Source organism: Burkholderia lata (assembly GCF_000012945.1).
Classification (GTDB): Bacteria; Pseudomonadota; Gammaproteobacteria; order Burkholderiales; family Burkholderiaceae; genus Burkholderia; species Burkholderia lata.
The window spans coordinates 1,729,469-1,755,085 of record NC_007510.1; the positions used below are offsets into that span (position 1 = coordinate 1,729,469).

At 65.5% G+C, this 25,617-nt stretch carries 20 protein-coding genes; 19 read left to right on the forward strand and 1 reads right to left on the reverse strand.

Annotated elements, in window-relative coordinates; all coding sequences use genetic code 11:
* Positions 1–241: 241 nt before the first annotated feature.
* The 16 genes from BCEP18194_RS13825 to BCEP18194_RS13900 all read left to right on the forward strand — a co-directional run bounded on the left by BCEP18194_RS13825 (position 242) and on the right by BCEP18194_RS13900 (position 21,348).
* A complete protein-coding gene (locus BCEP18194_RS13825; RefSeq protein ID WP_011351893.1) occupies positions 242–1,279 on the forward strand; it encodes a sulfate ABC transporter substrate-binding protein in 1,038 nt (345 codons plus the stop codon).
* A gap of 122 nt (positions 1,280–1,401) precedes the next feature.
* Entirely contained in the window at positions 1,402–2,304 is a 903-nt protein-coding gene (gene cysT / locus BCEP18194_RS13830) for a sulfate ABC transporter permease subunit CysT (protein WP_011351894.1), read from the forward strand.
* Positions 2,301–3,251: a sulfate ABC transporter permease subunit CysW gene (gene cysW / locus BCEP18194_RS13835; RefSeq protein WP_011351895.1), complete on the forward strand. Its 951-nt coding sequence runs from the start codon at positions 2,301–2,303 to the stop codon at positions 3,249–3,251. The genes cysT and cysW overlap by 4 nt, the downstream gene beginning before the upstream one ends.
* Before the next feature lie 13 nt (positions 3,252–3,264).
* The gene (locus BCEP18194_RS13840) at positions 3,265–4,323 is read left to right on the forward strand and encodes a sulfate/molybdate ABC transporter ATP-binding protein (RefSeq protein WP_011351896.1); all 1,059 of its coding nucleotides are present in this window, start codon (positions 3,265–3,267) and stop codon (positions 4,321–4,323) included.
* 75 nt (positions 4,324–4,398) lie between these two features.
* Positions 4,399–5,325 carry a CysB family HTH-type transcriptional regulator gene (locus tag BCEP18194_RS13845; protein WP_011351897.1) on the forward strand — a complete coding sequence of 309 codons (927 nt, stop codon included), beginning with the start codon at positions 4,399–4,401 and terminating at the stop codon, positions 5,323–5,325.
* Between the two features lie 513 nt (positions 5,326–5,838).
* Positions 5,839–6,225: a DUF805 domain-containing protein gene (locus BCEP18194_RS13850; protein ID WP_011351898.1), complete on the forward strand. Its 387-nt coding sequence runs from the start codon at positions 5,839–5,841 to the stop codon at positions 6,223–6,225.
* 277 nt (positions 6,226–6,502) lie between these two features.
* The gene (locus tag BCEP18194_RS13855; RefSeq protein ID WP_011351899.1) at positions 6,503–7,453 is read left to right on the forward strand and encodes a sugar ABC transporter substrate-binding protein; all 951 of its coding nucleotides are present in this window, start codon (positions 6,503–6,505) and stop codon (positions 7,451–7,453) included.
* Between the two features lie 145 nt (positions 7,454–7,598).
* Positions 7,599–9,212 carry a sugar ABC transporter ATP-binding protein gene (locus tag BCEP18194_RS13860; protein ID WP_011351900.1) on the forward strand — a complete coding sequence of 538 codons (1,614 nt, stop codon included), beginning with the start codon at positions 7,599–7,601 and terminating at the stop codon, positions 9,210–9,212.
* Positions 9,209–10,228, forward strand: a complete 1,020-nt coding sequence (locus tag BCEP18194_RS13865; protein ID WP_011351901.1) for an ABC transporter permease — start codon at positions 9,209–9,211, stop codon at positions 10,226–10,228. Before BCEP18194_RS13860 ends, BCEP18194_RS13865 begins: the two co-directional genes overlap by 4 nt.
* A 35-nt stretch (positions 10,229–10,263) precedes the next feature.
* Positions 10,264–11,295: a LacI family DNA-binding transcriptional regulator gene (locus tag BCEP18194_RS13870; protein ID WP_011351902.1), complete on the forward strand. Its 1,032-nt coding sequence runs from the start codon at positions 10,264–10,266 to the stop codon at positions 11,293–11,295.
* Positions 11,292–12,221, forward strand: coding sequence for a ribokinase (gene rbsK / locus BCEP18194_RS13875; protein ID WP_011351903.1), 930 nt, complete (start codon positions 11,292–11,294; stop codon positions 12,219–12,221). Before BCEP18194_RS13870 ends, rbsK begins: the two co-directional genes overlap by 4 nt.
* Positions 12,222–12,499: 278 nt before the next feature.
* Positions 12,500–14,266 carry a methyl-accepting chemotaxis protein gene (locus BCEP18194_RS13880; protein WP_041493063.1) on the forward strand — a complete coding sequence of 589 codons (1,767 nt, stop codon included), beginning with the start codon at positions 12,500–12,502 and terminating at the stop codon, positions 14,264–14,266.
* A gap of 552 nt (positions 14,267–14,818) precedes the next feature.
* The gene (locus BCEP18194_RS13885) at positions 14,819–16,741 is read left to right on the forward strand and encodes a PrkA family serine protein kinase (protein ID WP_011351905.1); all 1,923 of its coding nucleotides are present in this window, start codon (positions 14,819–14,821) and stop codon (positions 16,739–16,741) included.
* Between the two features lie 125 nt (positions 16,742–16,866).
* Positions 16,867–18,135 carry a YeaH/YhbH family protein gene (locus tag BCEP18194_RS13890; RefSeq protein ID WP_011351906.1) on the forward strand — a complete coding sequence of 423 codons (1,269 nt, stop codon included), beginning with the start codon at positions 16,867–16,869 and terminating at the stop codon, positions 18,133–18,135.
* Positions 18,132–19,811: a SpoVR family protein gene (locus BCEP18194_RS13895; protein ID WP_011351907.1), complete on the forward strand. Its 1,680-nt coding sequence runs from the start codon at positions 18,132–18,134 to the stop codon at positions 19,809–19,811. The genes BCEP18194_RS13890 and BCEP18194_RS13895 overlap by 4 nt, the downstream gene beginning before the upstream one ends.
* Positions 19,812–20,043: 232 nt before the next feature.
* Positions 20,044–21,348 carry an MFS family transporter gene (locus BCEP18194_RS13900; protein ID WP_011351908.1) on the forward strand — a complete coding sequence of 435 codons (1,305 nt, stop codon included), beginning with the start codon at positions 20,044–20,046 and terminating at the stop codon, positions 21,346–21,348.
* A 75-nt stretch (positions 21,349–21,423) separates the two neighbouring features.
* Here BCEP18194_RS13900 and BCEP18194_RS13905 read toward each other — a convergent pair whose 3' ends face one another.
* A complete protein-coding gene (locus BCEP18194_RS13905; RefSeq protein ID WP_011351909.1) occupies positions 21,424–22,353 on the reverse strand; it encodes a LysR family transcriptional regulator in 930 nt (309 codons plus the stop codon).
* 158 nt (positions 22,354–22,511) lie between these two features.
* Between BCEP18194_RS13905 and BCEP18194_RS13910 the strand changes: the two genes are divergently transcribed.
* From BCEP18194_RS13910 to BCEP18194_RS13920, 3 genes are read left to right on the forward strand one after another with little or no spacing between them, the layout of a single operon-like run.
* On the forward strand, positions 22,512–23,492 hold the full coding sequence (locus tag BCEP18194_RS13910) for an agmatine deiminase family protein (RefSeq protein ID WP_244272955.1): 981 nt from the start codon (positions 22,512–22,514) through the stop codon (positions 23,490–23,492).
* 46 nt (positions 23,493–23,538) lie between these two features.
* A complete protein-coding gene (aguB, locus tag BCEP18194_RS13915; protein ID WP_011351911.1) occupies positions 23,539–24,453 on the forward strand; it encodes an N-carbamoylputrescine amidase in 915 nt (304 codons plus the stop codon).
* Positions 24,454–24,463: 10 nt separating this feature from the next.
* Positions 24,464–25,576, forward strand: coding sequence for a polyamine ABC transporter substrate-binding protein (locus BCEP18194_RS13920; RefSeq protein ID WP_011351912.1), 1,113 nt, complete (start codon positions 24,464–24,466; stop codon positions 25,574–25,576).
* Positions 25,577–25,617: the final 41 nt, after the last annotated feature.

Here is a 25,617-nt window from a genome sequence, read left to right on the forward strand (position 1 = left end):
TGAGCTGTATTTTTATACAGTAGTTCGGGAATTTCAAGTGTTACGTGAGGTTCGACGCGATCACGCCGGTTCCGGCGCGATTTCGCGACGTCCTGACGCCGGTTTATCTGCCGCAACCGTCCATTCCGTCTGCGTTAGCACTTTTGAGTATTAAAAAATGAGGAACGATTATTTTTAATCATGTAACCCGTTCGTTAGACTGGCCCGACATCGCAATACCGACAACACTGGAGAACCAAGGATGGGCAAGCGCAACACGGGGCTGGTGGGCGGAGTGGGCCGCCTGATCGCAACACTCGCGCTGGGCGCGGCGGCGGCGCTGGGCGTCGCGACGCACGCGCAGGCCGATACGACCTTCCTGAACGTGTCGTACGACCCGACGCGCGAGCTGTATCAGGACTTCAACCAGGCGTTTGGCAAGGAGTGGAAGGCGAAGACGGGCGAGACCGTCAACTTCAAGCAGTCGCACGGCGGTTCGGGCGCGCAGGCGCGCTCGGTGCTCGACGGCCTGCAGGCCGACGTCGTCACGCTGGCGCTGGCGTACGACATCGACGCGCTCGCGAACAAGGGGCTCGTCAACAAGGACTGGCAGAAGCGCCTGCCCGACAACGCGTCGCCGTACACGTCGACGATCGTGTTCCTGGTGCGCAAGGGCAATCCGAAGGGGATCAAGGACTGGGACGACCTGACCAAGCCGGGCATCTCGATCGTCACGCCGAATCCGAAGACGTCGGGCGGCGCGCGCTGGAACTACCTGGCCGCATGGGCATACGCGGTGCACAAGCCGGGCGGCAACGAGCAGACGGCGAAGGAATTCGTCACGAAGCTCTACAAGAACGCAGGCGTGCTCGATTCGGGCGCGCGCGGCGCGACCACGAGCTTCGTGCAGCGCGGGATTGGCGACGTGCTGATCGCCTGGGAAAACGAGGCATTCCTGTCGGTCAAGGAATTCGGTACCGACAAGTTCGAGATCGTCGTGCCGTCGGTGAGCATCCTGGCCGAGCCGCCCGTCGCGGTGGTGGACAAGGTGGTCGACAAGAAGGGTACGCGCAAGCTGGCCGATGCCTACCTGAACTTCCTGTACAGCCCGCAGGGCCAGGAGATCGCGGCGCGCAACTACTACCGGCCGCGCTCGAAAAACGTGCCGGCGGAGCTGACGAAGCAGTTCCCGAAGCTGAAGCTGTACACGGTCGACGATACCTTCGGCGGCTGGACGAATGCGCAGAAGACGCATTTCGCGGACGGCGGCGTGTTCGATTCGATCTACAAGCCGCAGTAACGCCATAACGACAGCGGCGCGCCACGACAGCGCGCCGCATCCCCGACGGCCCGCCGGCGCGATTCACTGCGCCGGCGTTTGCGTCGGACCCATGAGCAGCATCGACCCAGCAAGAGCATCCGATGACGACGTACACCTTTCGAAAGCCGAGCGCGCTGCCCGGTTTCGGCGTGACGCTAGGCATCACGGTGGCCTATTTGAGCCTCGTGGTGCTGATACCGCTCGCCGCCACGTTCCTGAAGACCGCGACGCTGTCGTGGGATCAGTTCGTCACCGCCGTCACGTCGCCGCGCGTGCTCGCGTCGTACCGGCTGACGTTCCTTTCCGCCCTCGGCGGCGCGCTGATCAACGCCGTGTTCGGCTTTCTCGTCGCGTGGGTGCTCGTGCGCTACACGTTCCCGTTCAAGCGGCTCGTCGATGCGATCGTCGACCTGCCGTTTGCACTCCCGACGTCGGTCGCCGGCATTTCGCTCGCGGCCGTTTACGCGACCAACGGCTGGGTCGGCCAGTATCTCGCGCCGCTCGGCATCAAGATCGCGTTCACGCCGGCCGGCGTGCTGGTCGCGCTGACCTTCATCGGGCTGCCGTTCGTCGTGCGCACGGTGCAGCCGGTGCTCGAGGATTTCGAGCGCGAGCAGGAAGAGGCCGCCGCGTGCCTCGGCGCGTCGCGCTGGCTGACGTTCCGCCGTGTCGTCCTGCCGGCCGTGCTGCCGGCGCTCCTCACAGGGTTCGCACTCGCGTTCGCGCGCGCGCTCGGGGAATACGGCTCGGTGATCTTCATCGCCGGCAACGTGCCGATGAAATCCGAGATCACGTCGCTGCTCATCATCACGAAGCTTGAGCAGTACGACTATGCGGGCGCGACTGCGCTGGCGGTCGTGATGCTCGTCGTGTCGTTCCTGATGCTGCTGCTGATCAACACGCTGCAGTGGTATCTGCAGCGCCGCACGAGCAAGGGCGCGAGCGGTCCCGCGCCCGCCACCGTCACCGCCGTCACCGCCATCCCGGCAGGAGGCCAGCAATGAGCCAGGAGGCCACCGTCGTGCTGAAAACCCCGTCGCCGGCCGCGCAAGGGCGTGCCGCGAAGCGGCTCGACCCCGTCAGCGAGTCGCGCGTCGTGCGCTGGCTGCTCACGGGCATCGCGCTGGCGTTCCTCGCGTTCTTCCTCGTCGTGCCGCTCGCCGCGGTGTTCGTCGAGGCGCTGAGAAAGGGCGTCGGTTTCTATCTCGAATCGCTGGCCGATCCCGATGCGTGGTCGGCGATCAAGCTGACGCTGACCGTCGCCGCGATCGCCGTGCCGCTGAACCTCGTGTTCGGCGTGTGCGCATCGTGGGCGATCGCGAAATTCGAATTCCGCGGCAAGGCGCTGCTGACGACGCTGATCGACCTGCCGTTCTCGGTGTCGCCGGTGATCTCGGGCCTCGTGTACGTGCTGCTGTTCGGTGCGCAGGGCTGGCTCGGGCCGTGGCTGCAGGATCACGACGTGCAGATCATCTTCGCGGTGCCGGGCATCGTGCTCGCGACGATCTTCGTCACGTTCCCGTTCGTTGCGCGCGAGCTGATTCCGCTGATGCAGGCGCAAGGCACGGACGAGGAAGAGGCCGCGCGCGTGCTCGGTGCATCGGGCTGGCAGATCTTCCGCCGCGTGACGCTGCCGAACGTGAAGTGGGGCCTGCTGTACGGCGTGATTCTGTGTAATGCGCGCGCAATGGGCGAGTTCGGCGCGGTGTCGGTCGTGTCCGGCCACATCCGCGGCCAGACCGACACGATGCCGCTGCACGTCGAGATCCTGTACAACGAATACAACTTCGCGGCGGCCTTCGCGGTGGCGTCGGTGCTGGCACTGCTCGCGCTCGTCACGCTCGCGCTGAAGCTGCTCGCCGAGCGCCATCTCGCCGCCGAACTGGCCGGCGCGCGCGACACCGTTCCCGCACATGCCGGCCCCGTCGCCGCCGTTTCGTCGAAATCGTAAAGAGGCAACCAGAATGGGTATCACCGTCCGTAACCTTCAGAAGCGCTTCGGCGATTTCACGGCGCTCGACAACGTATCGCTCGACTTCCCGCCCGGCGAGCTGGTCGCGCTGCTCGGGCCGTCCGGCTGCGGCAAGACCACGCTGCTGCGCGTGATCGCGGGCCTCGAGCACGCGGATGCGGGCCAGGTCGTGCTGCAGGGGCTCGACGTCGCGTCGGTCGGCGCGCGCGACCGCCAGGTCGGTTTCGTGTTCCAGCACTACGCATTGTTCCGCCACATGACGGTCTTCGAGAACGTCGCGTTCGGGCTGCGCGTGAAGCCGCGCCGCGAGCGGCCGTCGGAAAGCGCGATTCGCGACAAGGTGCACGAGTTGCTGAAGCTCGTGCAGCTCGACTGGCTCGCGCAGCGCTATCCGTCCGAGCTGTCGGGCGGCCAGCGCCAGCGCATCGCGCTCGCCCGCGCGCTCGCGGTCGAGCCGAAGGTGCTGCTGCTCGACGAGCCGTTCGGCGCGCTCGACGCGAAGGTCCGCAAGGAACTGCGCGGCTGGCTGCGTCGTCTGCACGACGACCTGCACATCTCGACGATCTTCGTCACGCACGACCAGGAGGAGGCGCTGGAGGTTGCGGATCGCATCGTCGTGCTGAATCGCGGCCACGTCGAGCAGGTCGGCAGCCCGCAGGACGTCTACGATCATCCGCAGAGCGCGTTCGTCTACGAGTTCCTCGGCGCGGCGAACCGGCTGCCGGGCACGGTCGCCGGGCGTGGCTTCGTCGCCGAGGGAGCAGCCGCGCCGATCGAGGTCGACGCCGATTTCGCCGGCCCGGCGAACGCCTATGTGCGCCCGCACGACCTGCAGCTGTGGCCGGTGGGAGAAGGGCACCGCGACGGCATTGCGGTGGACGTGCGCCGCGTGATTCCGCTCGGCGGGTCGGTGCGCGTGGAGCTCGAGGCGCGTGCGGGCGGTGCGCTCGAGGCGGAACTCGATCGCGATGCGTGGCGTGCGCTGTCGCTGCAGGTCGGGGATGGCGCGACCGCCGTGCCGCGTGCCGTGAGGGTGTTCCCCGCGCGTTAACGCCAGAATGCAGGGCAGGGGGCGGAAACAGCTCCGATTCAATAATCAAACAACGACAGCCTAAGAGGCATACCCATGAATTTTCAGCAATTGCGGTTCGTGCGCGAAGCGGTGCGCCAGAACATGAACCTGACGGAAGTCGCGAACGTGCTGTACACGTCGCAGTCGGGCGTGTCGAAGCAGATCAAGGATCTCGAGGATGAGCTGGGCGTCGACATCTTCATCCGGCGCGGCAAGCGGCTGACGGGGCTCACGGAGCCCGGCAAGGCCGTGCACCAGCTGATCGAGCGGATGCTGCTCGACGCCGAGAACCTGCGCCGCGTCGCGCGCCAGTTCGCCGACCAGGACAGCGGCCACCTCGTCGTCGCGACGACGCACACGCAGGCGCGCTACGCGCTGCCGAAGGTGATCCGCCAGTTCACCGACGTGTTCCCGAAGGTGCATCTCGCGCTGCGCCAGGGCAGCCCGCAGCAGATCGCGCAGATGATCCTGAACGGCGAGGCCGATCTCGGCATCTCGACCGAGGCGCTCGACCGCTATCCGGACATCGTCACGTTCCCGTGCTATTCGTGGCATCACACGGTCGTCGTGCCGAAGGGCCATCCGCTCGTCGGCCGCGAGAACCTGACGCTCGAGGAAATCGCCGAGTACCCGATCATCACGTACGACCAGGATTTCACGGGCCGCTCGCATATCGACCAGGCGTTCACGCAGGCGGGCGCCGTGCCCGACGTCGTGCTGACCGCAATCGACGCGGACGTGATCAAGACGTATGTCGAGCTCGGAATGGGGATCGGCGTGGTCGCGGCGATGGCCTACGATCCGCAGCGCGACACGGGCCTCGTCGCGCTCGATACGCAGCACCTGTTCGAGGCGAGTACGACGCGGGTCGGGCTGCGCAAGGGAGCGTTCCTGCGCGCGTATGCATACCGGCTGATCGAGATGTTCGCGCCGCACCTGAACGAAGCGGAAATCGCGGGGATGTTGCGCGAAGCCGTTTGACGGCAGCGCGTCGTGCGCCCTTCGCGTAATCACCGAGGAGGGCGCGACGTACCTGCGCGGGTTGTCATGCATGCGGCGGCAGCAGGCGATCTGCCGCCGCCTTGATCATTCGATTCACCGAATCATCGACCGCCATCGCGGTTTCCCGTCCGATTCTTCGCCGCCCGCGGCGAACGACAGGCATTTGCTTGCCAACACAACGACAAGACCAAAACGGCACGCCTGAGCACCTCGTTTCGGATTCGGCCATCTGCCATAGCGAGCGATCTATCGGCTGGCAAATGTGATTCAATGCGCGTGAATGCCGGGTGACGTGCGTTCGAGCCGTCCCTTGGTCGCCATCGTGACTGACCGGATCGCACCAGCGACGCAGCGCGCAACACTGGGACGAGTGGCGGAAAGCGAAGCCGGCAACCCGGCCACCTTCACAAAACCATGCACGCGGATTGTCGGTCCCGACACACTCGGAGACATATCGCGCAGGACGCAACACGCGTGACGAAGAGGTAAGCAATGAATCTGAAATGGTTTCTCTTTTCCTTCGAAGGCCGGATCGGGCGCCTGCCGTGGTGGATCTACGCGCTGGTTTCCACGGTGCTCAGCGCGATTGTCGATGCGGGTTCCCGCGGCACGCCGGAGGACGATCTGCCGCTGCTGGCGATGCTGGTGCTCGTCGTCATTGCGGTCGTCGCGGTGTGGTCGTCGATTGCGGTCGGCGTGAAGCGGCTGCACGACATCGACAAGTCGGGATGGTGGATGCTGCTGCTGTTCGTGCCGATCGTCGGCGCGCTCGCGCTGTTCGTGATGAACGGCTTCATCGCCGGCACGCCGCATGCCAACCGATTCGGCGAGCCGCCTTCGGCCGAAGAGGACGAACCGGCGCCGCAGGACCCGGCGTGATATGCGCTCCGAATAAACCCTTAAATATTGATCAGACAGGTTGCGCGCCGGCACGAATCGGTACAGCATAGCCTTCACTCCGCCGGCGTCCCGCCGGCGGCGGCGCGTATACGACAGCACGCGCCAGGCAGTCGGCCGTCTGCCTCGCTTCCATTCCGTGGTACCGACAGCAGCATCGATGGCCATTGTCCGGGTAGTGTGGCGCAAACGTTTGCTCACATTAAAACAACAGTCAAACTATAGTCCGGCCCTTGGGGCCAGTCGCCAGGAGATGTGTATGAATGTCCTCTTTCGCCGTCGCTTCCTGACCGCCGCGCTCGCCGCCGTCGCGGTTGCCGCCGCACCGGCCGTCCACGCGCAATCGGCGGGCAAGCCGAAGGTCGCGCTCGTGATGAAGTCGCTCGCCAACGAGTTCTTCCTGACGATGGAAACGGGCGCGAAGGAATACCAGAAACACAACGCGGGTCAGTTCGACCTGATCACCAACGGCATCAAGGACGAGACCGACACCGCGAACCAGATTCGCATCGTCGAGCAGATGATCGTGTCGAAGGTCGACGCGATCGTGCTCGCGCCGGCCGATTCGAAGGCGCTCGTGCCGGTCGTGAAGAAGGCGGTCGACGCGGGCATCATCGTCGTGAACATCGACAACCGGCTCGATCCCGACGTGCTGAAGTCGAAGAACCTGAACGTGCCGTTCGTCGGCCCGGACAACCGCAAGGGCGCGCGCAAGATCGGCGATTACCTCGCGAAGCGGCTGAAGGCGGGCGACCAGGTTGGCATCGTCGAAGGCGTGTCGACGACGACCAATGCGCAGCAGCGCACGGCCGGCTTCCAGGACGCGATGAAGGCGGGCGGGATGAAGGTCGTGTCGGTGCAGTCCGGCGAATGGGAGATCGACAAGGGCAATGCGGTCGCTGCCGCGATGCTCAACGAATATCCGAACCTGAAGGCGCTGCTGTGCGGCAACGACAACATGGCGATCGGCGCCGTGTCGGCCGTGCGCGCGGCCGGCAAGCAGGGCAAGGTGCTCGTGGTCGGCTACGACAACATCAATGCGATCAAGCCGATGCTGAAGGACGGCCGCGTGCTCGCGACCGCCGATCAGTACGCGGCGAAGCAGGCCGTGTTCGGTATCGACACGGCACTCAAGGCGATCGCCGAGCATCGCAAGCAGGCCGACATGTCGGGCGTGGTCGAGACGCCGGTGGATCTCGTGACGAAGTGACGCGGCCCCGATGCGGCCGCCGCCCTCAAGAATTGGGCGCGGCGGCCGTTATCCGGGGTGAGCGCGATCACGGCCACTGCATGCACATGCACTTGTGAGCGTCACACCCGCGCGCCGCGTGCGCGCGGCCGCAACCAGGATCGCGATGGACCCGACTTTCCAACCCTCCCGCGCAGCCACTCCCGTGCTGTCCGTATCCGGCATCGGCAAGACCTATGCCGAACCCGTGCTCGCCGACGTCACGCTGACGCTCGAGGCGGGCCACGCGCTTGCGTTGACGGGCGAGAACGGCGCCGGCAAGAGCACGCTGTCGAAGATCATCGGCGGGCTCGTCGAACCGACTGCCGGGACGATGCTGCTCGGCGGCCAGCCCTATGCACCGGCGAGCCGCACGCAGGCCGAGGCGCTCGGCGTGCGCATGGTGATGCAGGAACTGAACCTGCTGCCGACCCTGACGGTTGCCGAAAACCTGTTCCTGAACCGCCTGCCGCGACGTTTCGGGATCATCGATCGCGCGCGGCTGCGCGACGATGCGCGGGCCGCGATGGCGCAGGTCGGGCTCGACACGGTCGATCCCGATACGCCGGTAGGCGCGCTCGGCATCGGCCACCAGCAGATGGTCGAGATCGCGCGCAACCTGATCGGCGACTGCCGCGTGCTGATTCTCGACGAACCCACCGCGATGCTGACCGCGCGTGAAGTCGAGCTGCTGTTCGAGCAGATCGACCGGCTGAAGGCGCGCGGCGTCGCGATCGTCTACATCTCGCACCGGCTCGAGGAGCTCGCGCGCGTCGCCGAACGCGTCGCGGTGTTGCGCGATGGCCGGCTCGTTCATGCGGGCGACATGGCGGCGACGACATCCGACGGGCTCGTCACGCTGATGGTCGGGCGCGAGGTCGGCGAGCACATCGATCTGGGCGAGCGCCATTTTGGCGCGCCGCGGCTCGTCGTCTCGGGCCTCAGCCGCGGGGCGGCGGTGCGCGACGTGTCGCTCGAAGTGCGCGCGGGCGAGATTTTCGGCATCTCCGGGCTGATCGGCGCGGGACGCACCGAGCTGCTGAGGCTGATATACGGCGCCGATACGCCGGATGCGGGGACGATCGCGGTCGGCCAGCCGCTGAAGCCGGCGCGAATCGGTTCGCCCGTCGATGCGGTGAAGCTGGGCATCGCGCTGATCACCGAGGATCGCAAGGGCGAGGGGCTGCTGCTGACGCAGTCGATCGCCGCGAACGTGTCGCTCGGCCAGCTCGACCGGCTCGCGCGCGGCGGGATCGTCGACGGTGCGCGCGAAACGGCGCTCGCCGAGCAGCAGATCGACGCGCTGCGGATCCGCACGCACGGCGCGACGCAGGCGGTCGGCGAGCTGTCGGGCGGCAACCAGCAGAAGGTCGTGATCGGCCGCTGGCTCGCGCGCGACATGGGCGTGCTGCTGTTCGACGAGCCGACGCGCGGGATCGACGTCGGCGCAAAGTTCGAGATCTACACTTTGATGGGCGCGCTCGCGCGCGAAGGCCGCGCACTCGTCGTCGTGTCGAGCGACCTGCGCGAGCTGATGCTGATCTGCGACCGGATCGGCGTGATGTCGGCCGGCCGCATGACCGCCGTGTTCGAGCGCGGCAACTGGACCCAGGATGCGCTGCTGGCCGCGGCGTTCGCCGGCTTCGGCCGCGAGACGCCGCCGGGCGGCGCGCAGCATCCGGACGCGGGGCAGGCGCCAGGCGCCGCTCCGGGCACTTCGACGACAGGACGACCGCAATGACCCAGCCTCCCGTAACCCCGACCGACGCAGGCGCGCAGCAGGACGTGACGGGGCGCCGCGCGCGCACGCTGTCCGGCACGCGGCTCGGCCTGTCGAACTACCTCGGGCTCGCCGGCGCGCTCGCAGCGATGATTGCGCTGTTTTCGGTGCTGAGCTCGCACTTCCTGACCTACGACACGTTCAGCACGATCGCGAACCAGATCCCCGATCTCGTCGTGATGTCGGTCGGGATGACCTTCGTGCTGATCATCGCCGGGATCGACCTGTCGGTCGGCTCGGTACTCGCGCTCGCCGCGTCGATGGTCAGCGTCGCCGCGCTGAAATGGCAGTGGGGGCCGCTGCCGGCCGCGCTGATCGGCATCGCGGTCGCGACCATGACGGGCGCGCTGACGGGCGCGGTCACGGTCGGCTGGCGGATCCCGTCGTTCATCGTGTCGCTCGGCGTGCTGGAGGCCGCGCGCGGCCTCGCGTACCAGCTGACGAATTCGCGCACGGCCTACATCGGCGACGCGTTCGATTTCCTGTCGAACCCGATCGCGCTCGGCATCTCGCCGGCATTCCTGATCGCGGTCGCGGTGATGATCGCGGCCCAGTTCGTGCTGACACGGACCGTGTTCGGACGCTATCTCGTCGGGATCGGCACGAACGAAGAAGCCGTCCGACTTGCGGGGGTTAACCCGAGGCCGTATAAAATTCTCGTATTCGCATCGATGGGCGCACTCGCAGGTCTTGCGTCGCTGTTCCAGATTTCGCGGCTCGAGGCGGCCGACCCGAATGCGGGCGTCGGCCTCGAACTGCAGGTGATCGCCGCCGTCGTGATTGGCGGCACGAGCCTGATGGGCGGGCGCGGCTCGGTGATCAGCACGTTCTTCGGCGTGTTGATCATCTCCGTGCTGGCCGCGGGGCTGGCGCAGATCGGCGCGAACGAGCCGACGAAACGGATCATCACCGGCGCGGTGATCGTGGTGGCGGTCGTGCTCGATACGTATCGCAGCCGGCGCACACGCGTGCGGTAGAAAGACAGACAGAACAGACCAGAGAGAAACGGGAAATGGCGACGATCAAGGATGTGGCGGCCATGGCGGGCGTGTCGTTTACGACCGTCTCGCACGTGGTGAACAATTCGCGGCCGGTGTCCGCGGATGTGCGTGCGAAGGTCGAGGGCGCAATCCGCGAGCTGAATTACGTGCCGTCGGCCGTGGCGCGCTCGCTGAAGGCGCGTGCGACGGCGACGATCGGCCTCGTCGTGCCGAACAGCACGAATCCGTACTTCGCGGAGCTTGCGCGCGGCATTGAGGATCAGTGCGCGGCCAATGGCTATTGCGTGTTCTTCTGCAACTCGGACGACGATCCCGTCAAGCAGCGCAACTACCTGCGCGTGCTGCAGGAAAAGCGTATCGACGGGCTGATCGTGGCATCGGCCGGCGAGGATGCGGTGCTCGCGCAGACGCTCGCGGATATCCACGCACCGCTCGTCGTCGTCGACCGCAACATCGAGGGGCTCGCGGCCGACCTCGTGCAGATCGACCACGAGCGCGGTGCGTACCTGGCGACGCGCCATCTGCTCGAGCTCGGGCATGCGAAGATCGGCTGCATCACGGGGCCGACCGACACGGCGGTCAGCGCAATGCGCGTGCACGGCTTCATCCGTGCGATGGCCGAGCGCGGGGTCGACATCGTGCCGGGCGCGATCGCGGAAAGCGACTTCTCGTGCCTCGGCGGTTATCACGCGGCGTCGCGGCTGTTCGAATCGGTGCGGCCGAGCGCGATCTTCGCGGGCAACGACTTGATGGGCGTCGGCGCGTTGCGCGCGGCGGCCGAGCGCGGCATGCGCGTGCCCGACGACTGTTCGATCATCGGGTTCGACGACATTGAATTCTCCCGCTACACGTATCCGGCGCTGTCGACGGTCGGCCAATCGGTGCGCGCGCTCGGCGAAATGGCCGCGCAGACGCTGATCGAGCGGATCGGCGGCGGCTCGACCGCCGTGCCGAGCCGCCGTCGCGTCGTGTCGCCGCGCCTCGTGCTGCGCGAATCGACGGCGATCTACCGCGAGCCGCCGGCATCGGGCGGTCGCGCATGACGGCGCCCGCAGCACACACCGGCCGCGTGACGGTGGTCGGCAGCCTCAACATGGATCTGGTCGTGCGCGCGCCGCGTCTGCCGCTGCCGGGCGAAACGCTCGCCGGTCATGCGTTCGCGCAGGCGGCGGGCGGCAAGGGCGGCAACCAGGCCGTCGCGGCCGCACGGCTCGGCGCGCAGGTCGCGATGATCGGCTGCGTCGGCGCGGATGCACACGGCGCGGCGCTGCGCGCGAGCCTCGAAGCCGAGGGGATCGACTGCGCGGGGCTCGCGACGAGCGCGTCGGCGTCGACCGGCGTCGCGCTGATCGTCGTCGACGATGCGAGCCAGAACGCGATCGTGATCGTCGCGGGCGGCAATGGCGAGGTCACGACCGAGACGGTCGCACGGCACGAAGCCGCACTGGCGTCGGCCGATGTGCTGATCTGCCAGCTCGAGACGCCGCCGGAGGCCGTGTTCGCGGCGCTGTCGGCCGGACGTCGGCTCGGCCGCACTGTGGTGCTCAATCCGGCCCCGGCCGTCGCACCACTGCCGGACGGCTGGCTGCCGCTCGTCGATTACCTGATCCCGAACGAGGTCGAGGCGGCCGCGCTGACCGCGCTGCCGGTACGCGATCCGGCAGAGGCGGAAGCCGCCGCACGCGTGCTGCAGGCCGGCGGCGCATGCAATGTGCTGGTGACGCTGGGCGCGCGCGGCGTGCTTGCGCTGACGGCCGATGGCGCGGCACGGCATTATCCGGCGCCGGCCGTGCAGGCCGTCGACACGACGGCGGCCGGCGATACCTTCATCGGCGGTTTTTCCGCGCGCCTCGCGGCCGGCGCGGATGTCGACACGGCCATCCGCTTCGCGCAACGCGCAGCGGCCCTGTCGGTCACGCGCGCGGGCGCGCAGCCGTCAATTCCAACGCTTGCCGAACTGACCGAATAGGGCTGGATCACGCGTCGCGGCTGGTTCGTCGCCAACGACGGCCGGCCGCGTATCTGCGACGCTCGCCGGCAGCGGAGCACCTCCCATCACCTCGCTTCCAGGACACGCTGAAGCGCGCATTTTTCATTCAGCTGTTTGTAATAAACAGACGAATAATTCGAAAAAATAGCGGAAACACCATCAAGTTGTGCGGTGCATGGTCGTAAATGCACCGGGTGAAGCAATGCTTCGAAGCGACGGGCCTGTCCCGTCCATCACGACGCAACACAGGAAGGATGATGGTGTTCAAAAACCTGACGATTCGTGCGCGCATCGGTTTTACGATGGCGTTTCTGGCGGTGCTCCTGGCTGTGATAGGCGGGCTCGGCGTGTACGGCATGACGCGCGCGAACGATACGACGCGCGATATTTTCACGAACCAGATGCCGAGCGCGGTCGACGTGTCGGTGGCCGAGATCTACGCCGCACGCGAACGCCTGGCGCTCGACCGTGCGGCGCTCCTGGCCAGCACGCCGGACGCGGCAGCCGCCGTCGAGCGAAGCCGCGCGATGCGCGCGCAGTCCGACACCTGGTGGCAGAAGTACCTTGCGTTGCCACGCGGCCCGGAGGAAGACCGGCTTGCCCAGGACGTCGCCGCGAAGCGGCAGGCGCTGCAGCACGAGTGCGACGCGTTCGCGAGCGTGGTCGGCGCGAATCAGGCCGACCGGATCGGCGAAGGCGCGAAGCAGCTCCAGGCGCGCTACAACGACCTTGCGACGGCGAGCGAGGCGCTGCGCAACTTTCAGTTCACCGATGCGCAAGCCGGCTTCGATCATGCGGAATCGGCATACGACACGCTGCGCGTGCTGGCGATCGTCGCGTTGTTGGCCGGCCTTGGCGCCGCGGTCGTGTCGTGGCTGACGCTGAGCCGCGCGATCGGCCGCCCGATTGCCGACGCGCTCGCGCATTTCGACGCCATTGCCGCCGGCGACCTGCGCCGGCCGATCGTCGTGGATCGCCATGACGAGATGGGCCAGCTTCTCGAAGGCCTCGGCAAGATGCAGCGCGGGCTCGTCGACACGGTGCGCACCGTGCGCGGCGGCAGCGAGTCGATCGCGACCGCGGCACGCCAGATTGCCGCCGGCAACATCGACCTGTCGTCGCGCACCGAGGAACAGGCCGCGGCGCTGCAGGAAACCGCGTCGAGCATGGAGCAGCTGACCGGCACCGTGAAACAGAACGCGGACAATGCACGCCAGGCGAGTTCGCTGGCCGCGAATGCGTCGGAGATTGCAAACAAGGGCAATACGGTAGTCGGCCAGGTGGTCGGCACGATGGGCGAGATCAACGACAGCTCGGCAAAGATCGCGGACATCATTGCGATCATCGAAGGAATCGCATTCCAGACCAACATTCTTGCGCTGAATGCAGCAGTCGAAGCTGCACGGGCAGGCGAGGAAGGCCGCGGTTTCGCGGTCGTCGCGGGCGAGGTGCGCAGCCTGGCCCAGCGTTCGTCGACCGCGGCCAAGGAGATCAAGGTGCTGATCGACGCGTCGGTGGAGCGCATCCGGTCGGGTTCCACGCTGGTCGACGAAGCAGGGCGCACGATGAGCGACGTGATCGGTGCGGTGCAGCGCGTGACCGACATCATGGGCGAGATCGCGGCGGCGTCCGAGGAGCAGAGCGGCGGGATCGACCAGGTGGCGCGCGCGGTCGCGCAGATGGACGAAGTCACGCAGCAGAATGCGGCGCTCGTCGAGGAAGCCGCGGCTGCCGCGCAATCGCTCGACGAACAGGCCGGGCGCCTGCGTGAAACGGCAGCGGTATTCCAGCTCAACGAAGACACGGCCCGCCCGGGTGCCGCGGCTCCGGTTGCGGTGCGTCACGCACCGCGTGCGCCCGCCGCAGCGGTTGCGGTGCCCGTCCAGGCCGCTGCGCGCGACGAGCGCGATGCACCGCCGAGACGCGTGGCCGCAGCGGCGCCGGTGCGCAAACCCGTCGCTGCTTCCGCTGCACCGGTGCAAACGGCCGCTACTGCTGACTCGGACGACTGGGAAACCTTCTGATCCGCGCGCGCCGCGCATCTATCCCCATTTGGTGACGAACGACGCCCGCGACATGCGGGCGTCGTCGTTTCTGCGTTGGAAAAAATGTGACAGGCGACATGCATGAATGACGATCGCGCATCGTCGCCTGCATCGTGTGACCTGCATCGACGCATGCGCACACAGGTGCATGTGAAGTTCCCGCATCCGTCGTACGGGTATCTCCGTAAGGGCACTGCGAAAAAAATTTGTAACGGCGCGCGCAACGTGTCGTCGAAAACGACCGCTCGAACGTATAGGGATGAAGGGGAGAAGTGACGACGTCGGATGTGTCCAACACACAAGACGTTCCGTCGTTCGACGAGACGCGCCGGATGCAGTTTCTGCGGCTCGGGAGATCGATTGTAAAACGACGAAATGTGTTGTCCAAGCGGTGTTGTCGAGAATGACGAACTTCATACGAAGAGTTCGTGAAAAAAAATAAGAAAGGGTTTAGGATGAATTCGAACGCGCTTGCTTCTGCGCAGTCGTACGAAGGCAGGCACGTCTTCAGACTCAGGCGAGGGAGGTAGCATGGATATTTACAGCAGCTTCGCGAACCGCTTCGAAAAAACGCGAGAGGAAGAGCTCTCGCTGGAGGAGTATCTCGCGCTCTGCAAGAACGATCCATCCGCGTACGCGACGGCTGGTGAACGCATGCTGGAAGCAATCGGGGAACCTGAACACATCGATACCCGCAACGACCCGCGCCTGTCGCGGATCTTTGCGAACAAGGTCATCAAGGTCTATCCCGCATTCCGTGAGTTCTACGGAATGGAGGAGGTGATCGAGCAGGTGGTCGCCTACTTCCGCCACGCTGCGCAAGGGCTCGAAGAGAAGAAGCAGATCCTCTATCTGCTTGGCCCGGTGGGCGGCGGCAAGTCGTCGATCGCCGAGCGTCTGAAGCAACTGATGGAGCGCGTGCCGTTCTATTCGCTGAAGGGTTCGCCCGTCAACGAATCGCCGCTCGGGCTGTTCGACTACGACGAAGACGGCCCGATCCTCGAGGAACAGTACGGCATTCCGCGCCGCTACCTGAAGAACATCCTGAGTCCGTGGGCCGTCAAGCGGCTGCACGAATACAACGGCGACATCCGCCAGTTCCGCGTGGTGCGCCGCTATCCGTCGATCCTGCGGCAGGTCGGCATCGCGAAGACGGAACCGGGTGACGAGAACAACCAGGACATCTCGTCGCTGGTCGGCAAGGTCGATATCCGCAAGCTCGAACAGTATGCGCAGGACGATGCCGACGCGTACAGCTACTCGGGTGGCCTGTGCCTGGCGAACCAGGGCCTGCTCGAGTTCGTCGAAATGTTCAAGGCGCCGATCAAGGTGTTGCACCCGCTGCTCACCGCCACGCAGGAAGGCAACTTCAAGGGTACCGAGGGCTTCGGCGCGATTCCGTTCGACGGGATCATCCTCGCGCACTCGAACGAGTCGGAGTGGAAGGCGTTCCGCAACAACCGCAACAACGAGGCACTGCTCGACCGGATCTTCGTCGTGAAGGTGCCGTACTGCCTGCGCGTGTCGGAAGAGACCAAGATCTACGAGAAGCTGATCCGCAACTCGTCGCTGGCCGAGGCCGTCTGCGCGCCGGGCACGCTGAAGATGATGTCGCAGTTCTCGGTGCTGTCGCGCCTGCACGAGCCGGAGAATTCGAGCCTGTTCTCGAAGATGCAGGTGTATGACGGCGAAAACCTCAAGGACACCGATCCGAAGGCGAAGTCGTACCAGGAGTACCGCGATTACGCGGGCGTGGACGAAGGGATGACGGGCGTGTCGACACGCTTCGCGTTCAAGATCCTGTCGCGCGTGTTCAACTTCGATTCGAGCGAGGTGGCGGCCAACCCCGTGCACCTGATGTACGTGCTCGAACAGCAGATCGAACGCGAGCAGTTCCCGCCGGAAACCGAGCAGAAGTACCTGTCCTTCGTGAAGGACGTGCTCGCGTCGCGCTACGCGGAATTCATCGGCAAGGAGATCCAGACGGCCTACCTCGAATCGTATTCGGAGTATGGCCAGAACATCTTCGACCGCTACGTCACGTATGCGGACTTCTGGATCCAGGACCAGGAATTCCGCGATCACGATACGGGCGAGAGCTTCGACCGCGCCGCACTGAACGCGGAGCTGGAGAAGATCGAGAAGCCGGCCGGCATCAGTAATCCGAAGGATTACCGCAACGAGATCGTGAACTTCGTGTTGCGTGCACGGGCGGCGAATGCCGGCAAGAACCCCGTGTGGACGAGCTACGAGAAGTTGCGCGTCGTGATCGAGAAGAAGATGTTCTCGAACACCGAGGAACTGTTGCCGGTGATTTCGTTCAACGCCAAGGGTTCGGCGGAGGAGCAGCGCAAGCATGAGGACTTTGTGAACCGGATGGTCGCGAAGGGCTATACGCCGAAGCAGGTGAGGCTGCTTTGCGACTGGTACCTGCGCGTGCGCAAGTCGTCATGACGCGCGCGGTACCGCGCCCGTACGGCGTCGCCGTACGGGTGTTTTCAGAGACGCCGCCCGCATGACGGGAGACGGCATGTGCGGCGAGCGTCCCGGCATATCGACTTTCGAGCGGGAGACCGGGAGTGCTTCATCAAATCATCGACCGCAGGCTGGCCGGCAAGAACAAGAGTATCGCCAACCGCGAACGCTTTCTGCGTCGCGTCAAGAACTACATTCGTCGTGCCGTGTCCGACGCGGTGCGCGACCGTAGCATCAAGGATATCCAAAGCACGCAAAGCATCACGATCCCGCGCAAGGACATCGCGGAGCCGAATTTTCGGCACGGCCCTGGCGGACGTCGTGAATACGTGCACCCCGGCAACGAGGACTACGTGCGCGGCGACAAGATCCCGCGTCCGCAGGGTGGCTCGGGCGGGGGAGGCAGTCAGGCGAGCAACGAGGGCGAAGGGCAGGACGACTTCGTGTTCGAGTTGTCGCGTGACGAGTTCATGCAGTACTTCTTCGACGATCTCGAACTGCCGCGCCTCGTGAAGACGCACCTGCTGACGGTGCCGAGCTGGAAGAACGTGCGCGCGGGCTGGTCGGCGGAAGGCACGCCGAACAACATCGACGTCGTGCGTTCGCTGCGCAGCGCGCTCGGGCGTCGCATCGCGCTCGGCTCGCCGCTCGTCAACGAGCTGCGCGAACTCGAGGCGCAGCTCGAGGCGATGAAGAGCGATCCGGAAGACCGGCGCGCGGAGATCGCGGTGCTCGAGGCCGAGATCCATCACCTGAAGGGGCGCATCTGGCGGATTCCGTTCATCGATCCGTTCGACCTGCGCTACATCAACCGCGTGAAGCAGCCGCAACCGTCGAGCCAGGCCGTGATGTTCTGCCTGATGGACGTGTCGGGCTCGATGGACGAGCAGCGCAAGGATCTGTCGAAGCGCTTCTTCATCCTGCTGTACCTGTTCCTCAAACGGAACTACGAGCGCATCGAGGTCGTGTTCATCCGTCACCACACGCGTGCCGAGGAAGTCGACGAAGACACCTTCTTCCATTCGACCGAGAGCGGCGGCACGGTGGTGTCGAGTGCGCTCGAGCTGATGCGCAAGGTGATGAACGAGCGCTACTCGCCGACCGAATGGAACATCTACGGCGCGCAGGCGTCCGACGGCGACAACTGGACCGACGATTCGCCCAAGTGTCGCAAAATCCTGGAAGAGGATATCCTCACGAAGACGCGTTACTTCGCGTATATCCAGGTCGCGCCGGAAGAGCAGAACCTGTGGCTGGAATACGCGCAACTGGCCTTGTCGCAGCCGCATCTCGCGATGAAAAAAGTGGAATCGGCTGCCGACATCTACCCGGTGTTTCGCGAATTGTTCGAAAAGCAGGTGGAAATGTCATGACGACCCGCCATCTGCACAACGAGTCGCGCGGCTATGCGCCGCGCCCTTCCGGCGACGACACGGCCGGCCCTGCCGCATCGCAGCAACGCGGGCAGGCCGAACCACCGCCGCCGGCCGCCGACTTGCCCGGCCGAGGGCAAAAGGAAGCGCGTATGAACGTTGCCGAACGCAAGCCGCTGCCGTGCCCGTCCGACTGGACGTTCGAACTGCTCGAGGAATACGACACGCACATCTCGCAGGTCGCCGAACAATACGAGCTCGACATCTACCCGATCCAGCTCGAACTGATCAGCGCCGAGCAGATGATGGACGCGTACGCGTCGGTCGGGATGCCCGTCAACTACCGTCACTGGTCGTTCGGCAAGCACTTCCTGTCGACCGAGAAGAGCTACCGTCGCGGCCAGATGGGGCTCGCGTACGAAATCGTCATCAACTCGAACCCCTGCATCGCGTACCTGATGGAAGAGAACACGATGACGATGCAGGCGCTCGTCATCGCGCACGCGGCGTACGGGCACAACTCGTTCTTCAAGGGCAACTACCTGTTCCGGCTGTGGACCGACGCGCACGCGATCATCGACTATCTCGTGTACGCGAAGAACTACGTCGCCGAATGCGAGGAGCGCTACGGCCTCGATCGCGTCGAGGAACTGCTCGATTCGTGCCATGCGCTGATGAACTACGGCGTCGACCGCTACAAGCGGCCGCAGAAGCCTTCGCTGTCGAAGGAATCCGCGTTGCGGCGCGAGCGCGAGGCGTACCTGCAGTCGCAGGTGAACGAGCTGTGGCGCACGCTGCCGGGCAAGAAGCCCGAGCTGATGGAAGAGCAGGAAGACCGCTATCCGCCCGAGCCGCAGGAGAACCTGCTGTATTTCGCGGAGAAGAATGCGCCGCTGCTCGAACCGTGGGAGCGGGAAGTGATCCGCATCGTGCGCAAGATCGGCCAGTATTTCTACCCGCAGCGGCAGACGCAGGTGATGAACGAAGGCTGGGCGACGTTCTGGCACTACACGTTGCTGAACACGCTGTACAACCAGGGGAAGCTGGAAGACGGCTTCATGATGGAGTTCCTGCACTCGCACAGCAACGTGGTCTACCAGCCGCCCGTCACGAAGCCGTACTACAGCGGGATCAATCCGTATGCGCTCGGCTTCTCGATGATGAGCGACATCCGGCGGATCTGCGAAGCGCCGACGGAAGAAGACTACAAGTGGTTTCCGGAGATCGCGGGCACCCCGTGGCTGCCGGCGATGCACTACGCGATGCGCAACTTCAAGGACGAGAGCTTCATCGCGCAGTACCTGTCGCCGAGCCTGATCCGCGACATGCGGCTCTTCTCGGTGCTCGACGACGACATGCGCGATTCGCTGGAGGTATCGGCGATCCACGACGATTCGGGCTACCAGTACGTGCGGCAGGCGCTGTCGAGGCAGTACGACATCCATCACCGCGAGCCCAACATCCAGGTGTGGGCAGTGAACACGCGCGGCGACCGCAGTCTCACGCTGCGCCACTTCATGACCGACAACCGCCACCTGTCGAACGACAGCGACGAGGTGCTCAAGCACATGGCGCGGCTCTGGCAGTTCGACGTGTTCCTGGAAAGCGTCGACGAGGCCGGCACCGTGCGCAAGCGGTACGAGTGCCGCTACGTGCCGCCGGAGGTGAGGATCTGAACATCGCCCGCGGAAAGTTTGCATCGAACGCCAGCCTTGCGGCTGGCGTTTTCATATGACGAACGCATGGCGAGAGAAAAATTTTCTACATCCGGACGAACCCGGAGAGCCTGTTACTTTACATTTCGCTAAAATCCCGTAGCGCCGTGCGCCGGAACCGGTGCCACGTGTGATCGTACGCGGCGGCCCCCGCCGTCTCGCCCAGAAAGCACTAAAAGGAACTGACCAATCCATGGACGTCCAGACCGACCAAGCTGCGCTGTCCGCGCATGACACCCGGCGGCGCGTGTTCGCCATCGTCGGCGCCTCGTCGGGCAACCTCGTCGAGTGGTTCGACTTCTACATCTACTCGTTCTGCGCGCTGTACTTCGCGCCGGCATTCTTCCCGAGCGGCAACACCACGACGCAGCTGCTGAACACGGCGGGTGTGTTCGCGGCCGGCTTCCTGATGCGTCCGATCGGCGGCTGGCTGTTCGGCCGCATCGCGGACCGCCACGGCCGCCGCAACGCGATGATGATCTCCGTGCTGATGATGTGCGGCGGCTCGCTCGTGATCGCGGTGCTGCCGACCTATGCGCAGATCGGCGCGCTCGCACCGGCGCTGCTGCTGGTCGCGCGGCTGTTCCAGGGGCTGTCGGTGGGCGGCGAATACGGCACGAGCGCGACCTACATGAGCGAGGTGGCGCTGAAGGGCCGCCGCGGCTTCTTCGCGTCGTTCCAGTACGTGACGCTGATCGGCGGCCAGCTGTGCGCGCTGCTCGTGCTCGTGATCCTGCAGCAGACGCTGTCGGCCGACGAACTGAAGGCGTGGGGCTGGCGCATTCCGTTCGTGGTCGGCGCGGCGGCCGCGCTGATCTCGCTGTACCTGCGCAAGTCGCTCGACGAGACGTCGACGACCGCATCGCGCGACAAGAAAGACGCGGGCACGATCCGCGGCGTGTGGCAGCACAAGGGCGCGTTCTTCACGGTGGTCGGCTTCACGGCCGGCGGCTCGCTGATCTTCTACACGTTCACGACGTACATGCAGAAGTACCTCGTGAACACGGCCGGCATGCATGCGAAGACGGCCAGCAACGTGATGACCGTCGCGCTGCTCGTCTACATGCTGATGCAGCCGGTGTTCGGCGCGCTGTCCGACCGGATCGGCCGCCGCACGTCGATGATCCTGTTCGGTTCGTTCGCGGTGATCGGCACGGTGCCGCTGATGCATGCACTGAAGGACGTGACGAGCCCGGTGGCCGCATTCGTGCTGATTACCGTCGCGCTCGCGATCGTCAGCTTCTACACGTCGATCAGCGGCCTGATCAAGGCCGAGATGTTCCCGCCGGAAGTGCGCGCGATGGGCGTCGGCCTGTCGTATGCGGTCGCGAACGCGATCTTCGGCGGTTCGGCCGAGTACGTCGCGCTGTGGTTCAAGTCGGTCGGCAGCGAGGAAACCTTCTACTGGTACGTGACCGTGCTGTGCGCGATCTCGCTGATCGTGTCGTGGCGGATGCGCGATCCGAGCAAGGAAGGGTATCTGCGTCACGAGCCGTGATCGGCTGCGCAGTGTGCATTTGAAATACGACGAACGTCCCGCCAGCCAGCGGGACGTTTTTTTTGCGGCGTGCGATTACGCGGGTGGCGGCGGTGCGTGGTCGGGCGCCGGACCGGATGCGCTCGACAGGCTGCCTTGCTCGACCAGCCATTCGAACATCCGCTCGACGATCGGCGAGCGCGACGGGCCTTCCATGCGGGACAACCACCACGTGGTGCCGGGCAGGCGCGGGTAGCCGGCGAGCACGGTCAGGGTGCGCTGGTCGATGCCCGCCTGCGCGACGAGGCGCGGCAGGCAGGCGATGCCGCGGCCGCGCAGCACGGCGTCCAGCACGAGCCGCTGGTCGTCGTAGATCGCATGCATCCGGAATGCCGACAGCCGCTCGCGGAACACCGTCGCCAGGCGCTCGTCGGTCAGGCTGGCTTCGAGACAGATGACTCCCGCGTGCTGCGGGTGCTCGTCGCGCGGCACGCGTTCGAGTTGTTCCGCCAGCGGCGTCGCGCACACCGTCACCCATTCGTCCCGCATGAACGGGATATCCAGCAGGCCGGGCTGCAGCATCGGCCGCGTGCCGATCGTCATGTCGACGTCGATCTCGTCGACGTAGCGCGCGGTTTCGTCGGTCGACAGCAGCGGGCACAGGTCGGGCAGGACCTGCTGCAACTGTTCGAGACGCGGCTGCAGCCAACCGTGCAGCAACGGCGCGGGACACACCAGCACGACGAGCCCCGGGTTCAGGTAGGTCGCGATGCGGTCGAGGCCGCCGCGCAACGTGTCCATCGCGCGCTGCACGCTGCGCTGCAGGACCTCGCCGGCGATGGTCAGTTCGACACCGCGGCCGCGCCGGCGGAACAGCGGCTGCCCGAGCTGCGCTTCGAGCTGCTGGATCTGATGGCTGATCGCCGATTGCGACAGGTGCAGCTCGTCGGCCGCGCGCGAGAAATTACCCAGCCGGGCCGCGGCTTCGAAGCCGGTCAGCAGTTTCAGGGACGGAACGCGTTGCATCGAGGTATGAGGTGAATTGATTAATTCGGCCAATAAATATCAATATTCATCAAGTTTAACCTGACGCACAATCGGCCATCAATCACAACGGAGACGGAACGATGGGTCGCTTTGATGCTCGCCAGCGCGGTTACCGGATGCCCGCGGAATGGGAATCCATGGATGCCACGTGGCTCGGATGGCCGGTTCTCCACGATCGCGAGGATCTGTGGGGGAGCCATTACGCGCAGGTGTGTCGCGAATTCGCGCTGGTCGCGCGGACGATCGCCCGCTACCAGCGCTGCGTGGTGGCCGCGCACCACAGCCAGGCCGACGCGGCGCGCGAACTGGTGGGCGCGAGCGTCGACGTGGTGCCGGTCGCGGCCGAAGACAACTGGCTGCGCGACTGCGGGCCGATCTTCCTCGTGAGCGAACAGCACGGGCTGGGCGCGGCCGTGTTCCGCTTCAACTGCTGGGGCGAGAAGTACCAGCCGTACGACGGCTGCCAGCAGGCCGGGCAGGACATCGCGCGCGCGGCCGGCGCGGAGATCTTCAATTCGCACATGGTGCTGGAGGGCGGCTCGTTTTACGTCGACGGGCAGGGCACACTGGTCACCACCGAGAGCTGCCTGCTGCATCCGAATCGCAATCCGCACCTGAGCCGCGCGGAAATCGAGGCGGAGCTGCGCCGCATGCTGGGCGTCGAGAAGATCATTTGGCTGCCGGGCAATCCCGACGAAGTGGAGACGAACGGGCACGTGGACGGCATCGCGTCGTTCATCGCACCCGGCCGGATGCTGTGCCAGACCGCGCTGCCGGAGCAGGGCGACTATTTCCACGTGATGCGGGAAAACCGTCGCGCGCTGGAGCTCGCGACCGATGCGGCGGGGCGCCGTTTCGAGCTGCTCGACCTGCCGTCGCCGATCGTCACCGAACGCTTCGGCTCCGAGCGCTACTGCGATTGCTATGCGAACTACATCCTGGTGAATGGCGCGGTGATCGTGTCCGCGTTCGGCGTCGAGCAGGATCAGGCCGCGCGCGAGGCGTTCAGTCGTGCGTTCCCGGGGCGTAACGTGGAGATGCTGCCGATTCCGACGCTGTCGATCGGCGGCGGCAGCATCCACTGTTCGACGCAGCAACAGCCGTCCGTCGCGAACTGAGCGACGTTTCGTCAGCGGTTTCCGGTCCTACCGAGGAGCAATCGCAATGCCGTCCAAACACATCACCGTCGCCGCCGTCCAGATGGCGTCGGGCAACTGGAATCTCGAAGACAACATGGCCACCGCGGAGCGCCTGATCCGCGCGGCCGCCGCACAGGGCGCGAATCTCGTGCTGTGCCCGGAGCTGTTCGCGATGCCGTACTTCTGCCTCGACCAGAACGTGCGCCATCTCGAACTTGCGCAGCCGTTCGAAGGCAATGCGCAGATCGCCCGTTTCGCGGCGCTGGCCGGCGAACTCGGCATCGTGCTGCCGATCGGCTTCTTCGAGCGCGCGGGCAATGCCGCGTACAACTCGATCGCCGTCGCGGACGCGGACGGGCGCGTGCTCGGCGTCTATCGCAAGACGCATATCCCGGATGGGCCGGGCTATACGGAGAAGTTCTATTTCACGCCGGGCGACACCGGCTTCAAGGTGTGGGATACGCGCTTCGGCCGAATCGGCATCGGCATCTGCTGGGACCAGTGGTATCCGGAAACCGCACGCAGCCTCGCGCTGATGGGCGCCGAGATCCTGTGCTTTCCGACCATCATCGGCTCGGAGCCGTTCAGCAGTGCGTTCGATTCGTCCGGCCACTGGCAGCGCACGATGCAGGGCCACGCGGCCGCCAACATGGTGCCGGTGGTGGCCGCGAACCGGATCGGCCGCGAAGTCGGCTTCGGCAACGGCAATCCGGAGCAGCAGGGGCTCACGGGCGTGTTCTACGGGTCGAGCTTCATCGCGGATCACACCGGCGAGAAGCGGGCCGAGGCGAACCGCACCGACGAAGCCGTGCTCGTGCACACGTTCGATCTCGACGCGATCCGCGCCGACCGGCAATCGTGGGGCTTTTTCCGCGATCGCCGCCCGGAGATGTATCGCACGTTGCTGACCAGCGACGGCGTATCGTCCTGTTATCGATGAGGAAGGCCCGATGAAACGGAAAGGATGGTTGCGCTTCGCGGTGCCGGGCCTCGCGCTGTGCATGCTGGCCGGCATGGCCCGCGCCGATGAAGAGAAGGTGCTGAACCTGTACAACTGGAGCAATTACTTCGCGCCGGATACGATTGCCGGCTTCGAAAAGGAAACCGGCATCAAGGTGCGCTACGACGCGTACGACAGCGACGAGACGCTGCAGTCGAAGCTGCTGACCGGCAACAGCGGCTACGACCTCGTGTGGCCGACCAACGACTTCATGGCCAAGCAGATCCAGGCCGGCGTGTTTCGCAAGCTCGACAAGAACCGGCTGCCGAACCTGAAGTATCTCGATGGGTCGCTGCTGAAGCAGATGGCGCAATCCGATCCGGGCAACCAGTACGGCGTGCCGTACATGTGGGGCACGGTGGGCGTCGGCTACGACCGCGCGAAGGTGCGTGCGATCCTCGGCAAGGACATGCCGGCCGACAGCCTCGACCTGCTGTTCAAGCCGGACATCGCCGCGCGCGTCGCCGCGAAGTGCGGGCTGGGCCTGCAGGATTCCGCGAGCACCGTGCTGCCGCTGGCGTTGCGCTATATCGGCCGCGATCCGATGCATCCGTCCGCGCAGGACTATGCGGCCGCGCAGGCGATGCTGATGAAGATCCGGCCGTTCATCCGCGAGTTCGTCAATTCGTCCGATGCCAACGAGCTGATCGACGGCGAGCTGTGCGTGACGATCGGCTTCTCCGGCGCGATCAACCTGGCCGCGCAGAAGGCGAAGGCGCGCGATCCGAAACGCGACGTCGTGTACGACATTCCGCGGATCGGCACCCTGATGTGGTTCGACGCGATGGTCATTCCGGCCTCCTCGAAACATCCGGACAACGCGCATGCGTTCATCAACTACATCCTGCGTCCGGACGTGATCGCGAAGATCTCGAATTCGACGCGCTACGCGAATGCGAACCAGGGCGCGCTGAAGCTGATGGATCCGGCGCTGGTGCGCGATCCGGGCATCTATCCGGACGAGGCGACGCGGCGTACGCTGTTCACGCCGATCGCCGAATCGCCGGCCGCGATGCGTATTGAAGGCCGGACCTGGCTCGGCTTCAAGACGGCGCGACCTTGACCGCGCGTCACGAAGCCACCGAACGATTGAAACGACCGAAG